Source organism: Simplicispira lacusdiani, assembly GCF_003604195.1.
GTDB lineage: Bacteria > Pseudomonadota > Gammaproteobacteria > Burkholderiales > Burkholderiaceae_C > Simplicispira > Simplicispira lacusdiani.
In genome coordinates, this window is the sequence record NZ_QXGR01000003.1 from 286,246 (window position 1) to 309,322 (window position 23,077).

Below are 23,077 nucleotides of genomic sequence, written 5' to 3' on the forward strand. Positions count from 1 at the left end.
ATGGCGTCGCCAAAAGCAAACCGCCGCACGTTGCCGCGCGGCGGTGTTGGTTCAGGGCGCAATTATGCCGTGATTACGGCAGCTTCAAGCCGCCAGCTGGGCGTGCATCTCCTGCACGGAAATCACGTCGAGCTGGTTCATGTGCTGCATGCCTTCCACGGCCGCCTCGGCGCCAAAGATGGTCGTGAACGTGGTCACACGCGCCAGCAGCGAGCTGGTGCGAATGGCACGCGAGTCGGCGATGGCGTTGCGGCGCTCTTCCACCGTGTTGATGACCATGACGATCTCGTTGTTCTTGATCATGTCCACGATGTGCGGGCGGCCTTCGGTCACCTTGTTCACCACCTTTACCGGCACGCCGGCCGCCTCGATGGCGGCGGCCGTGCCCTTGGTGGCGACCAAGTCAAAGCCCAGCGCGACGAGCTGGCGCGCGATGTCCACGGCGCGCGGCTTGTCGGCGTTCTTCACGGTCAGGAACACCTTGCCCGAGGTCGGCAGCTTGGTGCCGGCGCCGAGCTGGCTCTTGACGAAGGCCTCGCCGAAGGTCTTGCCCACGCCCATGACTTCGCCGGTGGACTTCATCTCGGGGCCGAGGATGGTATCCACACCGGGGAACTTGACGAACGGGAACACGGCCTCCTTCACGCTGAAGTACGGCGGCACCACCTCCTTGGTGATGCCCTGCGCGGCCAGCGTCTGGCCGGCCATGCAGCGCGCGGCCACCTTGGCCAGCTGGATGCCCGTGGCCTTGCTGACGAAGGGCACCGTGCGCGAGGCGCGCGGGTTCACTTCGAGCACATAGATGATGTCCTTGCCGTCGGCTTCCTGGATGGCGAACTGCACGTTCATCAGGCCCACCACGTTCAGGCCCTGGGCCATGGCCGTGGTCTGGCGCTTGATCTCGGCCACGGTCTCGGCCTTGAGGTAGTACGGCGGCAGCGAGCAGGCGGAGTCGCCCGAGTGTACGCCGGCCTGCTCGATGTGCTCCATCACGCCGCCGATGAACACGGCGCCGGAGCTGTCGCGCACGCAGTCCACGTCGCACTCGATGGCATTGGAGAGGAAGCGGTCGAGCAGCACGGGCGAGTCGTTGCTCACCTTCACGGCCTCGCGCATGTAGCGCTCCAGGTCGCGCTGCTCGTGCACGATTTCCATGGCACGGCCACCCAGCACGTAGCTGGGGCGCACCACCAGGGGGTAGCCCAGGGCGGCGGCCTTCTCCAGCGCCTCGGCCTCGGTGCGCGCGGTGGCGTTGGGCGGCTGGCGCAGGCCCAGGTCGCCCAGCAACTTCTGGAAGCGTTCGCGGTCCTCGGCGGCGTCGATCATGTCGGGCGTGGTGCCGATGATGGGCACGCCGGCGGCCTCCAGGCCCAGCGCGAGCTTAAGCGGCGTCTGGCCGCCGTACTGCACGATGACGCCAGCCGGTTTTTCCTTGTCCACGATCTCCAGCACATCTTCCAGCGTGACGGGCTCGAAGTACAGGCGATCCGAGGTGTCGTAGTCGGTGGACACGGTCTCGGGGTTGCAGTTGACCATGATGGTCTCGTAGCCGTCCTCGCGCATGGCGAGCGCGGCGTGCACGCAGCAGTAGTCGAACTCGATGCCCTGGCCGATGCGGTTGGGACCGCCGCCGAGCACCATGATCTTCTTGTTGTTCGTGGGTTCTGCCTCGCACTCTTCCTCGTAGGTCGAGTACAGGTAGGCGGTGTTGGTGGCGAACTCGGCCGCGCAGGTGTCCACGCGCTTGTAGACCGGGCGCACGTTGAGGGCGCGGCGCTGGTCGCGCACGGCCTGCTCGCTGGTCTTGAGCAGCTTGGCCAGACGGCGGTCGGAGAAACCCTTCTTCTTCAGCGTGCGCAGGGTGCCGGCGTCCAGCGCGGCGAGCGCGCCCTCGCCCTTCTCGGCGGTGAGCTTGTCGAGGTCGAGTTCGATCTTCACGATCTCCTCGATCTGCACCAGGAACCAGCGGTCGATCTTGGTCAGATCGAACACCTCGTCCACCGACAGGCCCATGGCGAAGGCATCGCCCACGTACCAGATGCGCTCGGGGCCAGGTTCGCCGAGTTCCTTTTCCAGCACCTCGCGGTCCTGGGTCTTCTCGTTCATGCCGTCCACGCCCACTTCCAGGCCGCGCAGGGCCTTCTGGAAGGATTCCTGGAAGGTGCGGCCCATGGCCATGACCTCGCCCACGGACTTCATCTGCGTGGTCAGGCGGCTGTCGGCCGTGGGGAATTTCTCGAACGCGAAGCGCGGGATCTTGGTCACCACGTAGTCGATCGAGGGCTCGAACGAGGCGGGCGTGACGCCGCCCGTGATCTCGTTGCGCAGCTCGTCGAGCGTGTAGCCCACGGCCAGCTTGGCCGCCACCTTGGCGATCGGGAAGCCCGTGGCCTTGGAGGCCAGCGCCGAGGAGCGCGACACGCGCGGGTTCATCTCGATGACGATCATGCGGCCGTCCTTCGGGTTCACCGAGAACTGCACGTTGGAGCCGCCCGTGTCCACGCCGATCTCGCGCAGCACCGCCAGCGAGGCGTTGCGCATGATCTGGTATTCCTTGTCGGTCAGTGTCTGCGCCGGGGCCACGGTGATCGAGTCGCCCGTGTGCACGCCCATGGGGTCGAGGTTCTCGATGGAGCAGATGATGATGCAGTTGTCCGCCTTGTCGCGGACCACTTCCATCTCGTACTCCTTCCAGCCGAGCAGCGACTCTTCGATCAGCAGCTCGTTCGTGGGCGAGGCTTCCAGGCCGCGCTTGCAGATGGTCTCGAACTCTTCGGGGTTGTAGGCGATGCCGCCACCCGTGCCGCCCAGCGTGAAGCTGGGGCGGATCACGGTGGGGAAGCCCACGTTCTTCTGCACCGCCCAGGCCTCGTCCATGCTGTGGGCGATGCCGGAACGTGCCGAGCCCAGGCCGATGCGGGTCATCGCATCCTTGAACTTGAGGCGGTCCTCGGCCTTGTCGATGGCCTCGGGCGTGGCGCCGATCAGCTCGACCTTGTACTTGTGCAGCACGCCGTTGCGCCACAGGTCCAGCGCGCAGTTCAGCGCGGTCTGGCCGCCCATGGTGGGCAGGATGGCGTCGGGGCGCTCCTTGGCGATGATCTTCTCGACCGTCTGCCAGGTGATGGGCTCGATGTAGGTGACGTCGGCGGTAGCCGGGTCGGTCATGATCGTCGCGGGGTTGCTGTTGATCAGGATGACCTTGTAGCCCTCCTCGCGCAGCGCCTTGCAGGCCTGCACGCCCGAGTAGTCGAACTCGCAGGCCTGGCCGATGATGATCGGGCCGGCGCCGATGATGAGGATGCTTTTGATGTCTGTACGTTTTGGCATGGTGTGTCTATCAGTCGGTCGCGGTTCCGGCTTCCGCGGAAGGTGTGGCGGCCACGGCGGCGGCGGGGCGCCGGGCGTTCAGCTTGTCCAGCAGGGCCTCTGCGCGCTCGGCGGGCAGGTTCTTCTGCATGAGCTGCAGCAGGCCGTCGCCCTGAACGAGGGGGCGCAGCACTTCGGCTTCGGCGTCGTAGAACGTGACGTCCCACTCCTGCAGGGCCTCGGCGAAGGTGGCTTCGTCCCAGGACTTGCCCTTGGCCACCAGCGTGACCAGGGGCATGGCCTTGTTCTCGACGAAGGCCTTCTTGTAGGGCTTTTGCTGCCAGCGCTCGGTGAACCACTCCTTGTGCGGCGACGGCAGGGTGAGCACGCGCTTGTGGATCGCCTTTTCAAGCGCTGCGGCCGGGAAGCTGAAGAGTTTCATGGCGCCGGGTTCCTGGTTTACTTGGCCTGCGCGACGCGCATGGCGTCGGTGAAGCGGTCGAACAGGTAGCCGATGTCGTGCGGGCCGGGCGATGCCTCGGGGTGGCCCTGGAAGCAGAACGCCGGTTTGTCGGTGCGCACCAGACCTTGCAGCGTGCCGTCGAACAGGCTGACGTGCGTGGCACGCAGGCTGGCGGGCAGCGAGTCGAGGTCCACCGCGAAGCCGTGGTTCTGGCTGGTGATGCTGACGCGGCCGGTGTCCAGGTCCTTCACGGGATGGTTGGCGCCGTGGTGGCTGTGCGTCATCTTGAAGGTGCGCGCGCCCGAGGCCAGGGCCATGATCTGGTGGCCCAGGCAGATGCCGAAGGTGGGGATGCCGCTGTCGATGAGGGTGCGCGTGGCGGCGATGGCGTAGTCGCAGGGCTGCGGGTCGCCAGGGCCGTTGGACAGGAACACGCCATCGGGGTTCAGGGCCAGCACATCGGCGGCCGGCGTTTGCGCGGGCACCACGGTGACCTTGCAGCCGCGCTCGGCCAGCATGCGCAGGATGTTCTTTTTCACGCCGAAGTCATAGGCCACCACGTGGAAACGCGGCGCCTCCTGCGTGCCATAGCCCTTGCCGAGTTGCCACTCGGTCTGCGTCCACTCATAGCGCTCCTGCGTCGTGACGACCTTGGCCAGGTCCAGCCCGGCCATGGGCGGCGCGGCCTTGGCGGCGGCGATGGCTTCGTCGATGAGGGCCTGCGTCACTTCCTGGCCGGCGGCCAGGCCGATGATGGCGCCGTTCTGCGCGCCCTGGGTGCGCAGCAGGCGCGTGAGCTTGCGCGTGTCGATGTTGGCGATCGCCACCGTGCGCTCGCGCACGAGGTAGGACGACAGAGTTTCGGTGCAGCGGAAGTTGCTGGCCAGCAGCGGCAGATCCTTGATGATCAGGCCCGCGGCATGGACCTTGTCGGCTTCGATGTCCTCGGTGTTGACGCCATAGTTGCCGATGTGCGGGTACGTGAGCGTCACGAGCTGCTGGCAGTAGCTGGGGTCGGTGAGGATTTCCTGGTAGCCGGACATCGAGGTGTTGAACACCACTTCGCCGACGGTGGTGCCGGTGGCACCGATCGAATTGCCGATAAAGACCGTGCCGTCTGCGAGCGCCAGGATGGCGGGCGGGAAGGTTCCCTGAAGAGACAAAAGCACTGGGTTCTCCGGATGGTTACGGTCGCCCGGCGCCTGCAGGCCACTCGCGCGCGAGTGCCAGTGGCTGCTCTCTGATGGATTGTTGCTTTGGGTGCGGTCGGGCGACGCTGTTGCGAGAAAAGCCCCTGATTGTACTCGCAGACACCACCGGTTCGCTGACGGTGGTGCACTGCAGCATGATCCGCCAGGGGTATTCCACCCGCCTGGCGGCAAGGCCGTCAGCGCCCGGCGCCGCTGGCGTGCAGGCAGATAGCGGCGGCAGCCGCCACGTTCAGCGATTCCTCCCCGCCCGGCTGCGCGATGCGGATGCGCCGGCTGGCGCGCGCCTCCAGTGCGGGCGAGACACCCTGCCCCTCGTGACCCAGCACCCAGGCGCAGGGCCACGGGAGTTCGGCGCGGTGCAGGAAATCGCCCTCGTGCACATGGGTCACCAGCAGCGGCACCCGCAGGACCTGCAGGTCCTCCACCTCCAGCCCTTCGACCAGATCGAGCCCGAAGTGCGCCCCCATGCCGGCCCGCAGCACCTTGGGCGACCACAGGGCGGCGCTGCCCTTGAGCGCCAGCACCTGGCGGAAGCCGAAGGCCGAGGCGCTGCGCAGGATGGAGCCGACGTTGCCCGCGTCCTGCACCCGGTCGAGCACAACGCTGGCGGCGCCGGGCTGCACGGCGGTAGGCGCGGGCAGGTCCAGCAGGTAGCCCATGCGCGCGGGCGACTCCAGGCCGCTGATGTCGGCGAACAAGGCATCGGCGAGCACTATGATTTTTGGAGCTGCTTGCGCCCATTCTGCGGGCGCTTGAGGCCAAAAAGACTCTGAAAAAACCGCGATGGCGGGATGCACGCCCCGCGCCAGCGCGGCGCGGCACAGGTGGTCACCCTCCAGCCACACCCGACCCTGCTTGCGGTAGGCCGTGCTGTCCTGCGCCAGGCGGCGCAGATCCTTGACGAAACCGTTGTCGCGCGACTGGATGTGGGTCACCTGCGCTGCGCTCATGCAGCCTCCTCTTGCGCCGGTCGCAGGTTCTGCGCCACGGGAGCGAACGAGCTGCGGTGCAGCGGGCAGGCGCCGTGCGCGCGCAACGCCTCCAGGTGCGCCGCCGTGCCGTAGCCCTTGTGTCCGGCAAAGCCGTACTGCGGGAACTGTTCATGAACCTGAGCGCACCAGCGGTCGCGGTGCACCTTGGCCAGGATGGACGCGGCCGAGATGGCGGCCACCAGGTCGTCGCCCTTGACGATGGCCTCGGCCGGCACGTCGAGCACCGGCAGGCGGTTGCCGTCCACCAGCACCAGCGCGGGCTTGAGGCGCAGGCCCTGCACCGCGCGGCGCATGGCCAGCAGCGTGGCCTGCAGGATGTTGAGGCGGTCGATCTCCTCCACGCTGGCCTCGGCGATGCTGCAGCACAGGGCCTTGGCGCGGATCTCGTCGAACAAGGCCTCGCGCCGCGCGGCGGTGAGCTTCTTGGAGTCGGCCAGGCCAGGAATCGGGCGCAGCTCGTCCAGGATCACGGCGGCGGCCACCACCGGGCCGGCCAGCGGGCCCCGCCCGGCCTCGTCCACCCCGGCCACGAGACCCTGGGGCGGGTGCCAGTCCAGGCAAGCCTGTTCAGGCTTCGAGCGTTTGGCGGATGGCATCGGCGGCCAGTCGGGGGGTGTCGCGCAGCAGGCTCTGGTGCAGCGAAGTGAAGCGCTGCTGCAGCGCGGCGATGCGCTCGGGCGGCGCGTCGAACCACTGCAGCACGGCGGCCGCCAGCGCCTGGGGCGTGGCGGCGTCCTGGATCAGTTCGGGCACGGCGAATTCACCGCAGAGGATGTTGGGCAGGCCCACCCAGGGCTGGAGCTGCTTGCGGCGCATCAGCCGCCAGCTCAGCGGGTGCATGTGGTAGCCGATGACCATGGGGCGCTTGAACAGCGCCGCCTCCAGCGTGGCCGTGCCACTGGCGATCAGCGTCACGTCGCAGGCGGCCAGCACCTGGTGCGATTGCCCGGTGACGATGGTCAGAACCTCGCCCAGGCCGCATGCGCGCGCTGCGTGCTCGATGCGCTCGCGCAGCGCCGGCACCGCAGGCACTACCATTTTGATAGCTGGATGCGCTTGATGGATAAGCCTTGCAGCCTCAAAGAACTTGGGAGTGATGTACTGCACCTCGGCCGAGCGGCTGCCCGGCAGAATGGCCAGCACCGCATCGCCCTCCCCCAGCCCCAACTGCGCGCGGGCCACCACGCGGTCGGGCGCCAAGGGAATCACCCCGGCCAGCGGGTGGCCCACGTAGGTGGCGGCGATGCCGTGGCGTGCCAGCAACTCGGGCTCGAACGGGAAGATGCACAGCACATGGTCGGCGGCGCGGCGGATCTTCTCCACCCGGTCGGCGCGCCAGGCCCAGATCGACGGGCAGACGAAATGCACGGTCTTGATGCCGGCGGCGCGCAGGTCGGTCTCCAGGCCCAGGTTGAAATCGGGCGCGTCCACGCCGATGAAAACATCGGGCCTGTCCTGCAGCAGGCGCGCGCGCAGGCGTTTGCGGATGCCGATGATCTCGGCCAGACGGCGCAGCAATTCAAAGCTGTAGCCGTGCACCGCAAGCTTGTCGCTGGGCCACCAGGCCTCGAAACCGCGCCGCTGCATCTGCGGTCCGCCGATGCCCTGGCTGGTGAGTTCGGGCCAGAGGCCGCGCAGGCCGTCGAGCAGCAGCCCCGCAAGCAGGTCGCCCGAGGTCTCGCCCGCCACCATGGCGACGCGGGGGGATGCCTCCATTGCGCCGTCCTTCAGCGGGCAATGCCCGCAGCCGAGCTGGCGAGGAAGGCGTCCATCAGCGCCACATCCTGCGCCGCCTCGGGATACGTGGCAGGCAGTTGCTGGATGGCGGCGCGCGCCTGCTCCAGCGTCAGGCCCTGGCGGTAGAGCAGCTTGTGCATCTCACGGATGGCGCTGATGCGCTGGTCGGAGAAATCGCGCCGGCGCAGTCCCACGAGGTTCACGCCGCGCACGGCCAGCGGGTTGCCGTCCACCACCATGTAGGGAGGCACATCCTTCGCCACATGGCTGGAAAAACCCACCATGGTGTGCGCGCCGATGCGCATGCGCTGCAGCACGCCGGTCAAGCCGCCGACGGTGGCCCAGTCGCCCACCTCGACATGGCCCGCCAGCGTGGTGTTGTTGGCCAGGGTGGTCTGGTGGCCCACGCGGCAATCGTGCGCGATGTGCACGTAGGCCATGATCCAGTTGTCGTCGCCGATGCTGGTGATGCCCCGGTCCTGCACGGTGCCGGTGTTGAAGGTGCAGAACTCGCGGATGGTGTTGCGGTCGCCGATGCGCAGCTCGGTGGGCTCGCCGGCGTACTTCTTGTCCTGCGGCTGGGCGCCCAGCGAAGCGAACTGGAAGATGCGGTTGTCGCGTCCGATAGTGGTGTGGCCCTCGATCACGCAGTGCGGCCCCACCGTCGTGCCCGCGCCGATGGTGACGTGCGGGCCGATGACGGCATAGGGGCCGATGGTGGCGGAAGGGTCGATGCGCGCCTGCGCGCCGACGATGGCGGTGGGGTGGATGCTGCTCACGGCGAACCGCGCTCCTGCCTTCAGCCCACGGCGCGCATGGTGCACATCAGCTCGGCCTCGCAGGCCACCTCGTCGCCCACGCGGCCCACGCCCTTAAACTTCCAGATGCCGCCGCGCACACGGTCGATGGTGATGTCGAGGATCAGCTGGTCGCCAGGCTCCACGGGGCGCTTGAAGCGCGCGCCGTCGATGCCGACGAAGTAGTAGATGTTGTTTTCATCGGGCACCTGGCCCATGGCATCGAACGCCAGCAGGCCGGCCGCCTGGGCCAGGGCTTCCAGGATCAGCACGCCAGGCATCACCGGACGGCCGGGGAAGTGGCCCATGAAATAGGGCTCGTTGAACGTGACGTTCTTGATGGCCTTGATGCGCTGGTTGCGTTCGAGTTCAAGCACCTTGTCCACCAGCAGGAAGGGGTAGCGGTGGGGCAGTTGCTTGAGAATTGCGTGGATATCCATCATCAGCGTTCAATCTTTGTTGTTCTGAAGAAGCCCTTCGAGGGCCTTGATGCGCTCGCGCAGGCTGTGCAGTTGCTTCAGTGTGGCTGCGTTCTTTTCCCAGCGCGCATTGTCGTCGATAGGGAACATCCCCGTGTACTGACCGGGTCGGGTGATCGAGCGGGTGACCGTCGTGGCCGCCGACACATGCACGTGGTCGGCCAGCGTGAGGTGGCCCAGCACGATGCCGCCTCCGCCCACCGTGCAGTGCGCGCCAATGGTGGCGCTGCCGGCCACGCCGACGCAGCCGGCCATGGCCGAATGGCGGCCGACGCGCACGTTGTGGCCGATCTGGACCAGGTTGTCGAGCTTGACGCCGTCCTCGATCACGGTGTCATCCAGCGCGCCGCGGTCGATGCAGGTGTTGGCGCCGATCTCGACGTCATCGCCAATGCGCACCGCGCCAAGCTGCTCGATCTTGACCCACTGCCCTTTTTGCGGCGCGAAGCCAAAGCCGTCGGCGCCGATCACCACACCCGCATGCACGATGCAGCGCGCGCCGATCTGGCAGTTCTCGCCCACGGTGACGCGCGACTTGAGCCAGGTTCCAGCACCCACGCGCGCGCCGCGCTCGACCACGCACAGCGGCCCGACCGTGGCCGTCGGGTCCACCACGGCCTCGGGGTGGACCACGGCGCTCGGGTGCACACCGGGCGCCACGGGCGTGCCGTGCGTGCGCTTCCACAGCTGCGTGGCCCGCGCGAAATACACATAGGGGTCGTCCGCCACGATGCAGGCACCGCGCGCCAGTGCGGCCTCGCGCAGGGCGGGCGCCACAATGACACAGGCCGCCCGGGAGGCGGCCAGTTGCTGCTGGTAGCGCGGGTTGCTGAGGAAACTCAGGTCCTGCGGGCCGGCGGCTTCCAGGGGAGCCAGCCGGTCGATGCGCAGATCGGGGCTTCCTTCGAGCGTGCCGCCCAGCGCCTCGATGAACTGGGCCAGGCGCAAGCTCACAGCCACCCCGCCATCGGCATCCGGGCCTTACTTGGCTGCATTCAGCGCCTTGATCACCTTGTCGGTGATGTCGTGCTTGGGATTGATGTAGACAGCCTGGTCCACGATGATGTCGTACTTTTCCTGCTCGGCCAGCTGCTTGACGACCTTGTTGATGCGGTCGCCCATCTGGCCCAGCTCTTCGTTCTTGCGCGCGTTCAGGTCTTCCTGGAACTCGCGGCGCTTGCGCTGGAAGTCACGGTCCTGGTCCACCAGCTGGCGCTGGCGCGTGTTGCGCTGGCTTTCCGACAGCGTGGGCGCATCGCGCTCGAACTTCTCGGTGGCCGTCTTCAGCGCATTGCCCAGGTCGTTGAGCTCCTTGTCACGGCGCGAGAACTCCTGCTCCAGCTTGGCCTGCGCGGCCTTGGCGGTGTTGGCCTCGCGGAATACGCGGTCGGTGTGGATGAAGCCCGCCTTGAACTCTTCCGCGTGCGCCGGGAGGGCGGCGCCAAAAGAGCCGAGGGCAAGAGCCAAAGCGATATGACGGGAAAGGGTTTTCATTAGAAAGAAGTTCCGATCTGGAATTGCAGTTTCTGGATTCTATCGCCCGCGAACTTGCGCACCGGGTTGGCATACGCCAGGCGCAGCGGGCCAAGGGGGCTGATCCAGCTCAGGCCCAGGCCGACCGAGGCACGCATTTCGCTGAAGCGCATTTTCTCGCCATCGCCATACACGTTGCCCACGTCCACGAAAGTAAAGACACGCAGCGTGCGGTCATTGCCGGCCCCCGGGAACGGAGCGATGAGTTCGGCATTGAGGGTGACCTTCTTCGGGCCGCCCAGCGAAGCGCCGGTGACGTCGCGCGGCCCCAGGGTACCCTGGTCGAAGCCGCGCACCGAGCCCAGGCCGCCCGAGTAGAAGTTCTTGAACACGGGGAACGGGCGGCCGTTCATGCCCTTGCCCAGCCCCAGTTCGCCGTTGAAGGCCAGGGTGAACTTCTTGTCCAGCGGCACGTATTGCTGGTACTGGTAGTTGGCACGCACATAGCGCGCGTCGCCGGCCACCGACCACTCGGAGTTGAGCCGCTGGTAGCGTCCCGAGTTGGGCGCCAGCGCGCTGTCGCGGTTGTCGCGCGTCCAGCCGATGGTGAGCGGCACCGACGAGCTGGTGCGGCCGTAGCGCTCGGCATAGGCGAGATAGGCCGCAGGGATGTTGGTGCCGGACTTGATGCGGGTCTGCTCCAGCGCACCACCGAAGAACACGGTGTCGACCTCGGTGAACGGCACGCCGAAGCGCATGCCCGCGCCCGTGGTGATCAGTTCGTAGTTGCCGCCCTGGTCCTCGTAGGGCTTGTCGGTGCGGTAGTACAGGTCGAGCGTGCGCGAAATGCCGTCGGCCGTGAAATACGGGTTGGTGGTGCTGAACACCAGGGTGCGCTTGAACTTGCTGGTGTTCACGTCCACGCCCAGGTAGTTGCCCGAGCCGAAGACATTTTCCTGCTTGATGGCGAACGACAGCGACAGCTTTTCGGCGCTGGAGAAGCCGGCGCCCAGCTGCAGCGAGCCGGTGGGCTTTTCCACGACGTTGATCACCAGGTCGACCTGGTCGGGCGCGCCGGAAACCTCTTGGGTCTCGATGTTGACTTCGGTGAAATAGCCCAGGCGGTCCACGCGGTCGCGCGACAGGCGGATCTTTTCGCCGTCGTACCACGAGGCTTCGTACTGGCGGAATTCGCGCCGCACCACCTCGTCGCGCGTGCGGTTGTTGCCGGTCACGCTGATGCGGCGCACATAGGCACGGCGCACGGGATCGGCCTGCAACACCAGGGCCACGCGGTTGTTCTCACGGTCGATCTCGGGCACGGCCTCGATGCGCGCGAAAGCAAAGCCGAAGTTGCCAAAATGGTCGGAGAAAGCCTTGGTGGTCTCGGCCACCTGGTCGGCGTTGTAGGGCTCGCCAGGGCGGATGGCGACGAGCGACTTGAACTCGTCCTCGCGCTCCAGGTAGTTGCCTTCGAGCTTGACGCCGGACACCACGAAGCGCTCGCCCTCGGTCACGTTGACGGTGATGGAGATGTCCTGCTTGTCCGGAGAGATGGCCACCTGGGTCGAATCGACGCGGAATTCCATGTAGCCGCGCTGCAGGTAGTACGAGCGCAGGGTCTCCAGGTCGGCGTTGAGCTTGGTGCGCGCATAGCGGTCGGACTTGGTGTACCAGCTCAGCCAGCCACCCGTGTCCTGGTCGAACAAGCCCTTGAGCGTGGATTCGCTGAACGCCTTGTTGCCGACGATGCGGATGTCCTTGATGCGCGCCGTCTCGCCCTCGACCACCGAGAAGGTCAGGTTGACGCGGTTGCGCTCCACGGGCGTGACGGTGGTGATCACCTCGGCGCCATAGAAGCTCTTGTTGATGTACTGGCGCTTGAGTTCCTGCTCGGCACGGTCGGTCAGCGCCTTGTCGTAGGGGCGGCCATCGGTCAGGCCGATGTCGCGCATGGTCTTCTTGAGCAGATCCTTGTCGAACTCGCGCGTGCCCACGAAATCCACGTCGGCGATCGTGGGCCGCTCCTCGACGACCACGACGAGCACGCCGCCGCTGGCTTCCAGGCGCACATCCTTGAACAACCCCAGGCCAAACAATGCGCGGATGGCCGCGGCACCCTTGTCGTCGTTGTATTCATCGCCCACGCGCAGGGGCATGGAGGCGAACACGGTGCCGGGCTCGACACGTTGCAAGCCTTCCACGCGGATGTCCTGCACCTTGAATGGTTCGAGCGCCCAGGCCGCCTGCGCGGCAAGAACCATGGCTGCGACAGCCGTCGCGGTGCACGCACCGAAGCGATTGAGATGTTTTTTCATGAATGAAGCCGGTACCTCCCTGGTCAAGCAGGGCGGTCTTAAGGTTAGCCAAATAGCCGGGAGATATCGTTGAACAAGGCGATGGACATCATCAGGAACAGCACGGCGATGCCACCGCGCTGCAGACGCTCCATCCAGGCATCCGAGATGCTTCTCCCCGTCACGCCCTCCCAAAGATAATACATCAGGTGCCCCCCATCGAGGACCGGCAACGGCAGCAGGTTGAGCACCCCCAGGCTCACGCTGATGAGCGCCACGAACCCCAGGTAATGCGTCAGGCCCAGGCTGGCCGAACGCCCGGCGTAGTCCGCGATGGTCAGCGGGCCACTGATATTCTTCAGCGAGGCCTCGCCAATGACCATGCGGCCCATCATCTTGAGCGTGAGCACCGACACCTGCCAGGTGCGGGCTGCGCCATTCCACAAACCTTCGAGCAGACCATGCTGCACGGTGGTGAATTGCGGTCGCGCACCCACGTAGGCACCGACACGGCCCACGGCCACGCCCTGCTCCTGCTGCACGTCGGGCCGCACATCGATGGTCAGATTCTCGGCGCCGCGCGTGATGCGCCAGGGTTGCGCCAACGGCTGCCCATCGCGCACGGAGGCGCGGATCAACTCGCGCAATTGCTGTCCATCCACCACCTCGGCGCTGCCGATGCGCAGCACCAGATCACCCTCCTTCAGCCCCGCGCGCTCGGCCGCGCCGCCTGCCATGACCTCGCCCAGCACGGGCTGCGTCCAGGGCCCCATCAAGCCGATGCGGTGCATCAACCGCGCGTCGACATCCTTGGCGTCGATACTGTCAAGCGCCAGCAGCACCGTGCGCAGCGTGGCACCCGCGGAGGGCTCCACCTCCAGCCGCACCGGCGTGGATTCCAGCGCCCCACGCGTCAACAGCCAGCGCAGATCCTCGAAGGAGCGCACCGGGCGCGGCTCCTCGTCGCCCAGGGCGGCGCTGTGCACCAACTCCCCGCCATGCAGCCCGGCCGCCTCGGCCACCGAACCCGGCACCGGGCGTGCCAGGTAAGCCATGGGTTCCTGCACACCGATCCAGTTGACGGTGGCGTAGAGCAGCACGGCCAGCACCAGGTTTGCCACCGGCCCCGCCGCGACGATGAGGGCGCGCGAGCGCAGCGGCTGGGTGTTGAAGGCCAGGTGGCGCTCCTCGGGCGCCACCGGGGCCTCGCGCTCATCGAGCATGCGCACGTAGCCACCCAGCGGGAACGCGCCCACGACGAATTCCGTGGATGAACCCTTGGGCTGCCAGCGCAGCAGCGGCTTGCCAAACCCCACGGAAAAACGCAGCACCTTGACGCCGCAGGCCACGGCCACGCGGTAATGGCCGTATTCGTGCACGGCGATCAACACCCCCAGCGCGACAAGAAAGGCAATGACGGTCAGCATCCTGGCTCCGGTGAACGGTGGAAAACTCAGCTCAGGCGGCCATGCGCTCCACGCCACGCCACGCGGCCTCGCGCGAGCGCGCGTCGAGCGCCAGCAGGTCGCCAAGCGAGTCGGGGTTGGAGGGCGCGACGGCGGACAAAGTTTCCAGGTTCAGCGCATGGATCTGGTCGAAGCGGATGCGCCGCTCCAAAAAGGCGGCCACGGCGACCTCGTTGGCGGCGTTGAGCACGGCCGTCGTGCCCCCGGGCGCCTCCAACGCCTCCCAGGCCAGGCGCAGGCCCGGAAAACGCTCGGGGTGGCCATGGTCGTCGATGGCCTCGAAGGTCATGGCGCCCAGGGCATGGAAGTCAAGCGCGGTCGCGCCCGACTCCACCCGTTCCGGCCAGGCCAGGCCGTAGGCGATGGGCACGCGCATGTCGGGCGTGCCCAACTGCGCCACCACCGAGGTATCGCGGTACTGCACCATGGAGTGGATGATGCTCTGCGGGTGGATGACCACGTCGAGCTGGCGCGGCGCCAGGCCGAACAGGTAGCGTGCCTCGATGACCTCCAGCGCCTTGTTCATCATCGTGGCCGAATCGACCGAGATCTTGCGCCCCATGACCCAATTGGGGTGGGCGCAGGCTTGTTCGGGCGTGACCTCGCGCAAGGTTTTCGGATCGCGCTGGCGGAACGGGCCGCCTGAAGCAGTGAGGATGATCTTGTCCACGCGCCGCTGCCAGGTCGCCGGGTCCTCGGGCAACGACTGGAAAATGGCCGAGTGCTCGCTGTCGATCGGCAACAGCGTGGCGCCACCCTCGCGCACCGCGCGCAGGAACACCTCGCCACCCACCACCAGGGCCTCCTTGTTGGCCAGCAGCAGGCGCTTGCCCGCGCGTGCCGCCGCGAGGCACGGCGCCAGCCCGGCCGCGCCGACAATGGCCGCCATGACAGCATCCACCTCAGGATGAGATGCTATCGTTTCAATAGCATCTGGCGCTTGCAGTACCTGCGTTGGAAGGCCATTTTGCTCAATTTTCTCGGCCAGCAACCGGGCGTGCGGCGCGCTGGCCATGACGGCATGGCGCGGACGGAAACGCGCGCACTGCTCCAGCATCAGTTCCACCTGCGTGGCCGCGCTCAGCGCGAAGACCTCGAAACGGTCGGGGTGGCGCGCCACCACGTCGAGCGTGCTGGTGCCGATGGAGCCCGTGGAGCCGAGCACCGTGATGCGTTGTTTCATGCGTGTACCAGGGAGGAAAGCATCATGGCCAGCGGCAGCGTGGGCAGCAGCGCGTCGACCCGGTCGAGAACGCCACCATGGCCGGGCAGCAGGTTGCTGCTGTCCTTGACACCCGCGCTGCGCTTGATGAGCGATTCGATGAGGTCGCCCACCACGCTCATGGCCACCATGAACAAGGTGCCCAGCAGCAACAGCCACCAGCCCTGGCGCGCCAAGCGCGTATAGAAGCTGGCAACCGGCGCCTGCCAGTGCGCATCGGCCACCACCCAGGCCAGGGCCAGGGCCAACACGCCGGCGACACCGCCCCACACGCCTTCCCAGCTCTTGCCCGGGCTGATCGTGGGAGCCAGCTTGTTCTTGGTGAAGCGCAGGCCGAAGGCCCGGCCGGCGAAGTAGGCGGCGATGTCGGCCATCCAGACCAGGGTCATCACCGACAGCAGAAAATTGATGCCCACGGCGCGCGCCTGCACCACCGCCAGCCAGGCCAGCCACAGGGCCAGGACGCCGGAGACAAGACGTACCACGGCCGGAATGCGCGGCCAGCCAGCCACGCCCGCGCGCAGCAGCCAAGCGCTGCCCAGCACCCAGAACGCCCCCGCGCCCACCCACAACGGCAACAGAACGCGGCCGGTCAGCCCAAACATCCAGGAAGCGGCGCACAACGCCACGCACACGGCGCCCACGACCACCGAGCCCGCGCCACCCGCGCCATTGAGACGCCCCCACTCCCAGGCGGCGCCTGCCATCAGCACCAGCACCACGGCGGTGAAGGGCTCCGGCGACGGGTAGAACAAAGCGGGCAGCAGGATGGCCAACAGGACCAGGGCGGTGATGATGCGCTGCTTCAGCATGAAGGCCCTTTCAGAACCTGTTTTCAGGCGCGCGCCAATGCGGAAGGCGCGGACAGGATTTGCTCGGAAGTCTTGCCAAAACGGCGCTCGCGCGCATGGAAGGCAGCGATCGCCTCGTCCAGCGCGGCATCGTCGAAATCAGGCCAGAGCTTGTCGCTGAAGTACAGCTCGGAGTAGGCGGCCTGCCAGAGCAGGAAGTTGCTCAGTCGCATCTCGCCACCGGTGCGGATCAGGAGGTCGGGATCGGGCACATGGGCCAGCGCCATGGCTGCGTTCAGGCTGGTCTCGGTGATGGGTTCGCCCCGCGCCGCCAGCTTGGCCGCGGCCTGGGCCATGTCCCAGCGCCCGCCGTAGTTGAAGCACACATTGAGCACCAGGCGCGTGTTGTGCGCCGTGGCCGCCTCGCCCTGCGCCAGGCCTTCGCGCACCTTGTCGGAGAGACCTGCGCGTTCGCCGACGAAATGCAGTTGCACGCCATCGCGCAGCAGTTGCGGCACCTCGCGCGACAGGGCCTTGGCCAGCAGTTCCATGAGGCCGGACACCTCTTCCTGCGGGCGGTTCCAGTTCTCGGACGAAAAAGCGAAGACCGTGAGCACGCCCACGCCACGCTGGGCGCAGGCTTGCACGCAGCGGCGCAGCACGTCCACGCCCTGCTTGTGGCCGGCCAGGCGCGGCAGGAAGCGGCGCTTGGCCCAGCGGCCGTTGCCATCCATGACGATGGCGATGTGGTGGGGTGGCACCAGATTCTGGGCCATGGGGGCAGACATCGCGGCGGGTTTCAAACCGCCATGATTTCCTGTTCCTTGGCAGTCACCAGGGTATCGATCTCGGCGATGTGCCGGTCGGTCACCTTCTGGATGTCTGCCTCGGCGCGCTTCTGGTCGTCCTCGGAGGCGAGCTTGTCCTTGACCAGCTTCTTCACCGCCTCGTTGGCGTCGCGGCGCAGGTTGCGCACGGCGATCTTGGCCGACTCACCCTCGTTGCGGGCCAGCTTGGTCATTTCCTTGCGGCGCTCTTCGCTCATGGGGGGCATGGGCACGCGGATCAGGTCGCCCAGGGAGGCCGGGTTCAGGCCCAGGTCGCTCTCGCGGATGGCCTTCTCGATCTTGGCGCCCATGCCCTTTTCCCAGGGCTGCACGCTGATGGTGCGCGCATCGAGCAGGGACACGTTGGCCACCTGCGACAGGGGCACCATGGAGCCGTAGTACTCCACGTGCACCGAGTCGAGCAGGGCGGGATTGGCGCGGCCCGTGCGGATCTTCTGCAGGTTGTTCTTGAAGGCCACGATGGACTGGTCCATCTTGGTTTCGGCATTCTTCTTGATGTCGGCAATCGTCATGTTTTCTCCTCGGGGGACTGCCGGCCGCGCCCTGCGCGGCCCGGCCTTCAGGCGTAGACCAGCGTGCCTTCGTCTTCGCCCATCACCACGCGCTTGAGGGCGCCGGACTTGAAGATGGAAAAGACCTTCACGGGCAGCTTCTGGTCACGGCACAGGGCAAACGCCGTGGCATCCATGATGCCCAGGTTCTGCGCCATGGCCTCGTCGAAACTGAGCTTGGCGTAGCGCGTGGCCGAGGGGTCCTTGTGCGGATCGGCCGTATAGACACCATCGACCTTGGTGGCCTTGAGCACCAGCTCGGCACCGATTTCTGCGCCGCGCAGCGCGGCGGCGGTATCGGTGGTGAAGAAGGGGTTGCCCGTGCCGGCCGCGAAGACCACCACCTTGCCCTCTTCGAGGTACTGCAGCGCCTTGGGGCGCACATAGGGCTCGACCACCTGTTCGATGGAGATGGCGGACATCACGCGGGCCGTCAGGCCCTGCTTGTCCATGGCATCGGCCAGCGCCAGCGCGTTCATCACGGTGGCCAGCATGCCCATGTAGTCGGCCGTGGCGCGGTCCATGCCGACCGAGCCGCCGGCCACGCCACGGAAGATGTTGCCGCCGCCGATCACCACGGCCACCTCCACCCCCATGCGGGTGACCTCGGCCACCTCCTGCACCATGCGCACGATGGTCGCGCGGTTGATGCCGAAGGCGTCGTCCCCCATGAGCGCCTCGCCCGACAGCTTGAGCAGGATGCGCTTGTAGGCTGGCGTGGCGGTGGTCATGGGCGGTCTCCGTGGATGGTGTGGATGGGTGAACGGCGAAAGGGGCTGGCAGAGAGGATCAGGCTGCGGCCTTGGCGGCTGCCACCTGGGCGGCCACTTCGGCGGCGAAGTCGTCCACCTTCTTCTCAATGCCTTCGCCCACGACGTAGAGCGTGAAGCCCTTGACGGTGGTGTTGGCGGCCTTGAGCATCTGCGCCACGGTCTGCTTGCCGTCGGCGGCCTTCACGAAGACCTGGTCGGCCAGCGAGACTTCCTTCAGGTACTTCTGCACGGCGCCGTCGATGCGCTTGGCGGTGATTTCGGCGCTCTGCGCAGGCTTGCCAGCGGCCACCAGCTCCTTGTTGGCTTCATCGGCCTTGCCTTCGGCGACAGCGCGCTCCTTGGCGATCAGGTCGGCGGGCACGTCGGCGCTGGTCAGGGCCACGGGCTTCATGGCGGCCACGTGCATGGCCACGTCCTTGGCGGCGTTGGCGTCACCGTCGAACTCGACGACCACACCGATGCGCGAGCCGTGCAGGTAGGCCGCCAGGTTGGCGCCGCTGAAACGCTTGAAGCGGCGGAACGACATGTTCTCGCCGATCTTGCCGATCAGGCCCTTGCGCACGTCTTCCAGCGTGGGGCCGAAGCCGTCCTGCTCGTAGGCGAGTTGACCCAGGGCCTCGATGTCGGCGGGATTGTGCTTGGCGATCAGCTCGGCCGCGGCCTTGGCCATGGCGATGAAGCTGTCGTTCTTGCTCACGAAGTCGGTTTCGCTGTTCACTTCGATCAGGGCGCCGGTGGCGCCGTCGATGAAGCTGGCCACCACGCCTTCGGCGGTGACGCGCGAAGCGGCCTTACCGGCCTTGGTGCCGAGCTTGACGCGCAGCAGCTCTTCGGCCTTGGCCATGTCGCCGTCGGCCTCCGTCAGGGCCTTCTTGCATTCCATCATGGGGGCGTCGGTCTTGCCACGCAGTTCGGCGACCATGCTTGCGGTAATTGCAGCCATTTGTGTTTCTCCGTATTCAGTTCAATCGTTCGAGATCAATCGTTTTCCAGATAAAAAAAGGGGGCCGATCGAGCCCCTCTTTTTCTCCGCGACGCATCGCGCGGGCCCGGGACTTCAGGCAGCGGACTCTTCCACTTCCACGAATTCGTCGGAGCCTTCGCCGGAAGCAGCCTTGGCCACTTCGGTGACGGCGTTGTTGCGGCCTTCGATGATGGCGTCGGCGATGGCGCGCACGTACAGGTCCACGGCCTTGGCGGAGTCGTCGTTGCCGGGGATAACGTAGTCAATGCCTTCGGGCGAGTGGTTGGTGTCGACCACGCCGATCAGCGGGATGCCCAGCTTGCGGGCTTCGGCGATGGCGATCTTGTGGAAGCCCACGTCGACCACGAAGATGGCATCGGGCAGGGCATTCATGTCCTGGATGCCGCCGATGTCCTTTTCGAGCTTCTCGATCTCGCGGGCGAACATCAGCTGTTCCTTCTTGCTCAGGGACTCCAGGCCGGCTTCCTGCTGGGCCTTCATGTCCTTCAGGCGCTTGATCGAGGTCTTCACGGTCTTGAAGTTCGTCAGCATGCCACCCAGCCAGCGCTGGTTCACGAAAGGCACGCCGGCGCGCGCGGCTTCGGCGGCGACGGTGTCACGGGCCTGGCGCTTGGTGCCGACGATCAGGATGGTGCCGCGGTTGGCCGACAGTTGCGTGGCGAACTTGGTGGCTGCCTGGAGCATCGGCAGCGACTTTTCCAGGTTGATGATGTGGATCTTGTTGCGGTGGCCGAAGATGTACGGGGCCATCTTGGGGTTCCAGAAGCGGGTTTGGTGGCCGAAGTGGACACCGGCTTCCAGCATTTCGCGCATGGTGACGGACATAAAAATACTCCAAAGGTTGGGTCTAAAATCCAGCCCGACATTTGCGGCCTTCCGGGCCGCAACACCTTGATGGGACTGGTTCGCGATTTGTCTTGCCAAGTTTCAGCACCCGGCAAAACCCAAAGATTCTAGCACAGGCATGCCCAGAGACCTTGACACCACGCGGCGCATGCTGCAGGCCGGCCAAACCAGCGCCCGCTTGGAAATGGAGGCCGCCCTGGCCGCCGCGCGCTCCCCCGCCTGCGCCCACGCCTTCACCCGCCCGCTGTTCGACGACGCCATCGCCCGCGCCGCCCAGCCCGGCATCGAGCGCCTGCCGCTGGCGGGCCTGGCCGTGTCCGTGAAGGACCTGTTCGACATGCAAGGCCTGCCCACGCCCGCTGGCTCGGTGGTACTGGCCGACGCCCCGCCGGCGGCCGAGGACTGCCCCGCCGTGGCGCGGCTGCGCGCGGCCGGCGCTGCCTTCATCGGCCGCACGAACATGGTGGAATTCGCGTTCTCCGGCGTGGGCACCAACCCGCACCACGGCACGCCCGCCGCCTGGGATGGGCGCTTTGGCGCCTTGGCCGGCCCGGCGCGCGTGCCCGGTGGCTCGTCGTCGGGCGCCGGGGTGTCGGTGGCCACGGGCGCGGCCTTCATCGGCCTGGGTTCGGACACGGGCGGCTCGATCCGCATACCGGCCGCCCTGAACGGCATCGTGGGTTTCAAGAACACCGCCCGGCTGGTGCCCACCGAGGGCGCCGTGCCGCTGTCGACCACGCTGGACACCGCCTGCGCCCTCACGCGCACGGTGCGCGACGCGGTGCTGGCGCACGAAATCCTGGCCGCGCGCCGTGTCACGCGCAGCCCGGCGCCGCTGTCGGCCTGGCGCCTGGCCGTGCCCTCCGGCATCTTCCTCGACGGACTCGACGCGACGGTGGCGCAGGCCTTCGAGCGCTCGCTCGCGGCCCTGCGCGGCGCCGGCGCGCGCATCGACACCATCGACCTGCCCCAGGTGGGCGACCTGGCCGGCATCCAGGCCACCGGCGGCTTCTCGGCGGCCGAAAGCTACGCCTGGCACCGCCCGCTGCTGGCCCGCGAGGGCCCGCGCTACGACCCGCGCGTGCGTGCCCGCATCGAGCGCGGCGCCGCCATGGCCGCGTTCGAATACATCGACCTGCTGCGGGCCCGTGCGCGCTGGATCGCCAGCGTGGAGTCCGCCATCGCGGGGTACGACGCCCTGCTCTCGCCCACGGTGCCCATCGTGGCACCGCCCATCGCCAGCGTCGCACCCGCCGAGGGCCGCGATGCGGCCCAAGACGCCGCGCGCGACGCCGCGTTCTTCCACGCCAACGGCCTGCTGCTGCGCAACACGAGCATCATCAACATGCTCGACGGCTGCGCGCTGTCCTTGCCCTGCCACGCCGCTGGGGAACTGCCGGTCGGCATGATGGTGTGGCATGCTGCACTGCACGATGACGCCGTGCTCAACATCAGCCTGCGCATCGAAGAAATACTACAAAAACAATAGCTACTGACGCTCACCAGCATTGCGCCAGAGGCCAAAAAAACTCTGAATCCATGAAGATAGCCATCGTGGGCGCCGGCATCGTCGGCGTCACCACCGCGTATGAACTGGCGCAAGACGGCCATGCCGTCACCGTGTTCGAACAACGCGGCGCCGCCGCCGAAGAAGCCAGCTTCGCCACCGGCGGCCTGCTGGCCCCCGGGCCCCTCGCGCCCTGGTCGGCCCCCGGCGCCTCGCAAGCACCGGCCTACTTCGGCCGCTCGGCCGCCCCCCGCCTGGGGCGCGCGCTCACGCTGGCCGAACTGTCCTGGCTGCGGCGCTGGCGCCGTGCCGCGCGCGCCTGCGCCAAGAGCGGCGAGCCCCTGCCTCCGCTGGCGGCCCTGGAGCGGCTGGCGCGCTACAGCCACGCACGCCTGCTGCGCCTGGCCGAGTCGCTGGACCTGCAGTTCGAGCACAGCGCCGGCACCCTGATGCTGCTGCGCACGCCACGTGACGCAGAAACACTGACACCCGTGCTCAAGGCCTTGCGCGACGCCGGCAGCACCGTCCACGAGGTGGACGCCGATGCGGCCCGCGCCATCGAGCCCGGCCTCTCGCCCGCCCTGCCCCTGGCCGGCGCGCTGCACCTGCCCGATGGCCTGGCGGGCAACTGCCGCCAGTTCGCGCTGCTGCTGCGCCAGGCCGCCCAGCAGCTGGGCGCCGAATTCCTTTTCAACACCCGCATCTCCCGGCTCGCCGGCAGCCCCGCCAGCGTACAGGTGGAAGGCGAACCCACCCCCCGCGCCTTCGATGCCGTGGTGCTCTGCGCGGGCGTGCAGAGCGCCGCGCTACTGCAGCCGCTGGGCCAGCGCCTGCCCTTGGTGGCGCTGCACGGCAGCTCGGTCAGCGCGCCACTGCGGGAAGAACTGCACGCCCCCCTGGGCGTGGTGGTGGACGTGGCCAGCCAGACCACCATCGCCCGGCTGGGCCAGCGCGTGCGCGTCTCGGGCGGCGCCGAACTGGGGCGAAGCAGCGCGCACCCGCAGACATTGAACACGCTGTACCGCGTGCTGGGTGAATGCTTCCCCGGCGGTGTGTCGCATTCCAGCGGCGTGCAGGTCTGGCGCGGCGCCCGGCCCATGCTGCCCGACGGGCCGCCCATCATCGGCCCCAGCGCCGCGCCCGGCTTCTGGTTGAACCTGGGCCACGGCGCGAGCGGCTGGGCCCTGGCCTGCGGCAGCGCGCGCGCCTTGGCCGACCAGATCGGCGGCCGCGAGGCCGATATCGGCCTCGAAGGACTGGGCGCACAACGCTTCTGATGGCCGCGGCTGGCGCACAATGGGCCATCGCCCCGACGGGGCGCCGCCGCACG

Annotated in this window: 21 protein-coding genes; 2 read left to right on the forward strand and 19 right to left on the reverse strand. The window is 67.4% G+C overall.

Translation table 11 applies throughout. The features are described 5' to 3' along the window. Window positions 1-84 precede the first annotated feature (84 nt). The 19 genes from carB to rpsB all read right to left on the reverse strand — a co-directional run bounded on the left by carB (window position 85) and on the right by rpsB (window position 20,219). Entirely contained in the window at window positions 85-3,330 is a 3,246-nt protein-coding gene (gene carB / locus D8S75_RS05830; RefSeq protein ID WP_119965006.1) for a carbamoyl-phosphate synthase large subunit, read from the reverse strand. A 10-nt stretch (window positions 3,331-3,340) separates the two neighbouring features. Next, window positions 3,341-3,751, reverse strand: a complete 411-nt coding sequence (locus D8S75_RS05835; RefSeq protein ID WP_119965007.1) for a hypothetical protein — start codon at window positions 3,749-3,751, stop codon at window positions 3,341-3,343. A gap of 17 nt (window positions 3,752-3,768) precedes the next feature. Next, complete coding sequence (gene carA / locus D8S75_RS05840) at window positions 3,769-4,941, reverse strand: glutamine-hydrolyzing carbamoyl-phosphate synthase small subunit (protein WP_119965008.1); 1,173 nt, start codon at window positions 4,939-4,941, stop codon at window positions 3,769-3,771. Window positions 4,942-5,159: 218 nt separating this feature from the next. Further along, window positions 5,160-5,933 (reverse strand): TrmH family RNA methyltransferase, encoded by a 774-nt coding sequence (locus tag D8S75_RS05845; RefSeq protein WP_119965009.1) that lies wholly within the window; start codon window positions 5,931-5,933, stop codon window positions 5,160-5,162. Next, window positions 5,930-6,571 carry a ribonuclease HII gene (rnhB, locus tag D8S75_RS05850; protein WP_119965010.1) on the reverse strand — a complete coding sequence of 214 codons (642 nt, stop codon included), beginning with the start codon at window positions 6,569-6,571 and terminating at the stop codon, window positions 5,930-5,932. The genes D8S75_RS05845 and rnhB overlap by 4 nt, the downstream gene beginning before the upstream one ends. Then, window positions 6,543-7,691 carry a lipid-A-disaccharide synthase gene (gene lpxB / locus D8S75_RS05855; RefSeq protein ID WP_119965011.1) on the reverse strand — a complete coding sequence of 383 codons (1,149 nt, stop codon included), beginning with the start codon at window positions 7,689-7,691 and terminating at the stop codon, window positions 6,543-6,545. The genes rnhB and lpxB overlap by 29 nt, the downstream gene beginning before the upstream one ends. A gap of 11 nt (window positions 7,692-7,702) precedes the next feature. Continuing rightward, window positions 7,703-8,491: an acyl-ACP--UDP-N-acetylglucosamine O-acyltransferase gene (gene lpxA, locus D8S75_RS05860; RefSeq protein ID WP_119965123.1), complete on the reverse strand. Its 789-nt coding sequence runs from the start codon at window positions 8,489-8,491 to the stop codon at window positions 7,703-7,705. 20 nt (window positions 8,492-8,511) lie between these two features. Next, entirely contained in the window at window positions 8,512-8,952 is a 441-nt protein-coding gene (gene fabZ / locus D8S75_RS05865) for a 3-hydroxyacyl-ACP dehydratase FabZ (RefSeq protein WP_119965012.1), read from the reverse strand. Window positions 8,953-8,958: 6 nt separating this feature from the next. Continuing rightward, window positions 8,959-9,942: a UDP-3-O-(3-hydroxymyristoyl)glucosamine N-acyltransferase gene (gene lpxD, locus D8S75_RS05870; RefSeq protein WP_119965013.1), complete on the reverse strand. Its 984-nt coding sequence runs from the start codon at window positions 9,940-9,942 to the stop codon at window positions 8,959-8,961. A gap of 27 nt (window positions 9,943-9,969) precedes the next feature. Next, the gene (locus D8S75_RS05875) at window positions 9,970-10,482 is read right to left on the reverse strand and encodes an OmpH/Skp family outer membrane protein (protein ID WP_119965014.1); all 513 of its coding nucleotides are present in this window, start codon (window positions 10,480-10,482) and stop codon (window positions 9,970-9,972) included. Beyond that, complete coding sequence (bamA, locus tag D8S75_RS05880) at window positions 10,482-12,779, reverse strand: outer membrane protein assembly factor BamA (RefSeq protein ID WP_119965015.1); 2,298 nt, start codon at window positions 12,777-12,779, stop codon at window positions 10,482-10,484. The genes D8S75_RS05875 and bamA overlap by 1 nt, the downstream gene beginning before the upstream one ends. A 44-nt stretch (window positions 12,780-12,823) precedes the next feature. Beyond that, window positions 12,824-14,185 (reverse strand): RIP metalloprotease RseP, encoded by a 1,362-nt coding sequence (rseP, locus tag D8S75_RS05885; protein WP_119965016.1) that lies wholly within the window; start codon window positions 14,183-14,185, stop codon window positions 12,824-12,826. 31 nt (window positions 14,186-14,216) lie between these two features. After that, window positions 14,217-15,407: a 1-deoxy-D-xylulose-5-phosphate reductoisomerase gene (gene ispC, locus D8S75_RS05890; RefSeq protein ID WP_119965017.1), complete on the reverse strand. Its 1,191-nt coding sequence runs from the start codon at window positions 15,405-15,407 to the stop codon at window positions 14,217-14,219. After that, entirely contained in the window at window positions 15,404-16,258 is an 855-nt protein-coding gene (locus D8S75_RS05895; protein WP_119965018.1) for a phosphatidate cytidylyltransferase, read from the reverse strand. The genes ispC and D8S75_RS05895 overlap by 4 nt, the downstream gene beginning before the upstream one ends. A 23-nt stretch (window positions 16,259-16,281) precedes the next feature. Then, entirely contained in the window at window positions 16,282-17,013 is a 732-nt protein-coding gene (gene uppS, locus D8S75_RS05900) for a polyprenyl diphosphate synthase (protein WP_119965019.1), read from the reverse strand. A 23-nt stretch (window positions 17,014-17,036) separates the two neighbouring features. Next, window positions 17,037-17,597: a ribosome recycling factor gene (gene frr / locus D8S75_RS05905; RefSeq protein ID WP_119965020.1), complete on the reverse strand. Its 561-nt coding sequence runs from the start codon at window positions 17,595-17,597 to the stop codon at window positions 17,037-17,039. Window positions 17,598-17,644: 47 nt separating this feature from the next. Beyond that, window positions 17,645-18,367, reverse strand: coding sequence for a UMP kinase (gene pyrH, locus D8S75_RS05910; RefSeq protein ID WP_119965021.1), 723 nt, complete (start codon window positions 18,365-18,367; stop codon window positions 17,645-17,647). Window positions 18,368-18,425: 58 nt separating this feature from the next. Beyond that, window positions 18,426-19,352 carry a translation elongation factor Ts gene (tsf, locus tag D8S75_RS05915; RefSeq protein ID WP_119965022.1) on the reverse strand — a complete coding sequence of 309 codons (927 nt, stop codon included), beginning with the start codon at window positions 19,350-19,352 and terminating at the stop codon, window positions 18,426-18,428. Window positions 19,353-19,466: 114 nt separating this feature from the next. Further along, entirely contained in the window at window positions 19,467-20,219 is a 753-nt protein-coding gene (gene rpsB / locus D8S75_RS05920; protein ID WP_119965023.1) for a 30S ribosomal protein S2, read from the reverse strand. A gap of 139 nt (window positions 20,220-20,358) precedes the next feature. Between rpsB and D8S75_RS05925 the strand changes: the two genes are divergently transcribed. Both D8S75_RS05925 and D8S75_RS05930 read left to right on the forward strand, forming a co-directional pair. Then, window positions 20,359-21,729, forward strand: a complete 1,371-nt coding sequence (locus D8S75_RS05925; RefSeq protein WP_119965025.1) for an amidase — start codon at window positions 20,359-20,361, stop codon at window positions 21,727-21,729. A 50-nt stretch (window positions 21,730-21,779) separates the two neighbouring features. Continuing rightward, window positions 21,780-23,024, forward strand: a complete 1,245-nt coding sequence (locus D8S75_RS05930; protein ID WP_119965026.1) for an FAD-dependent oxidoreductase — start codon at window positions 21,780-21,782, stop codon at window positions 23,022-23,024. The last annotated feature ends 53 nt before the right edge of the window (window positions 23,025-23,077 follow it).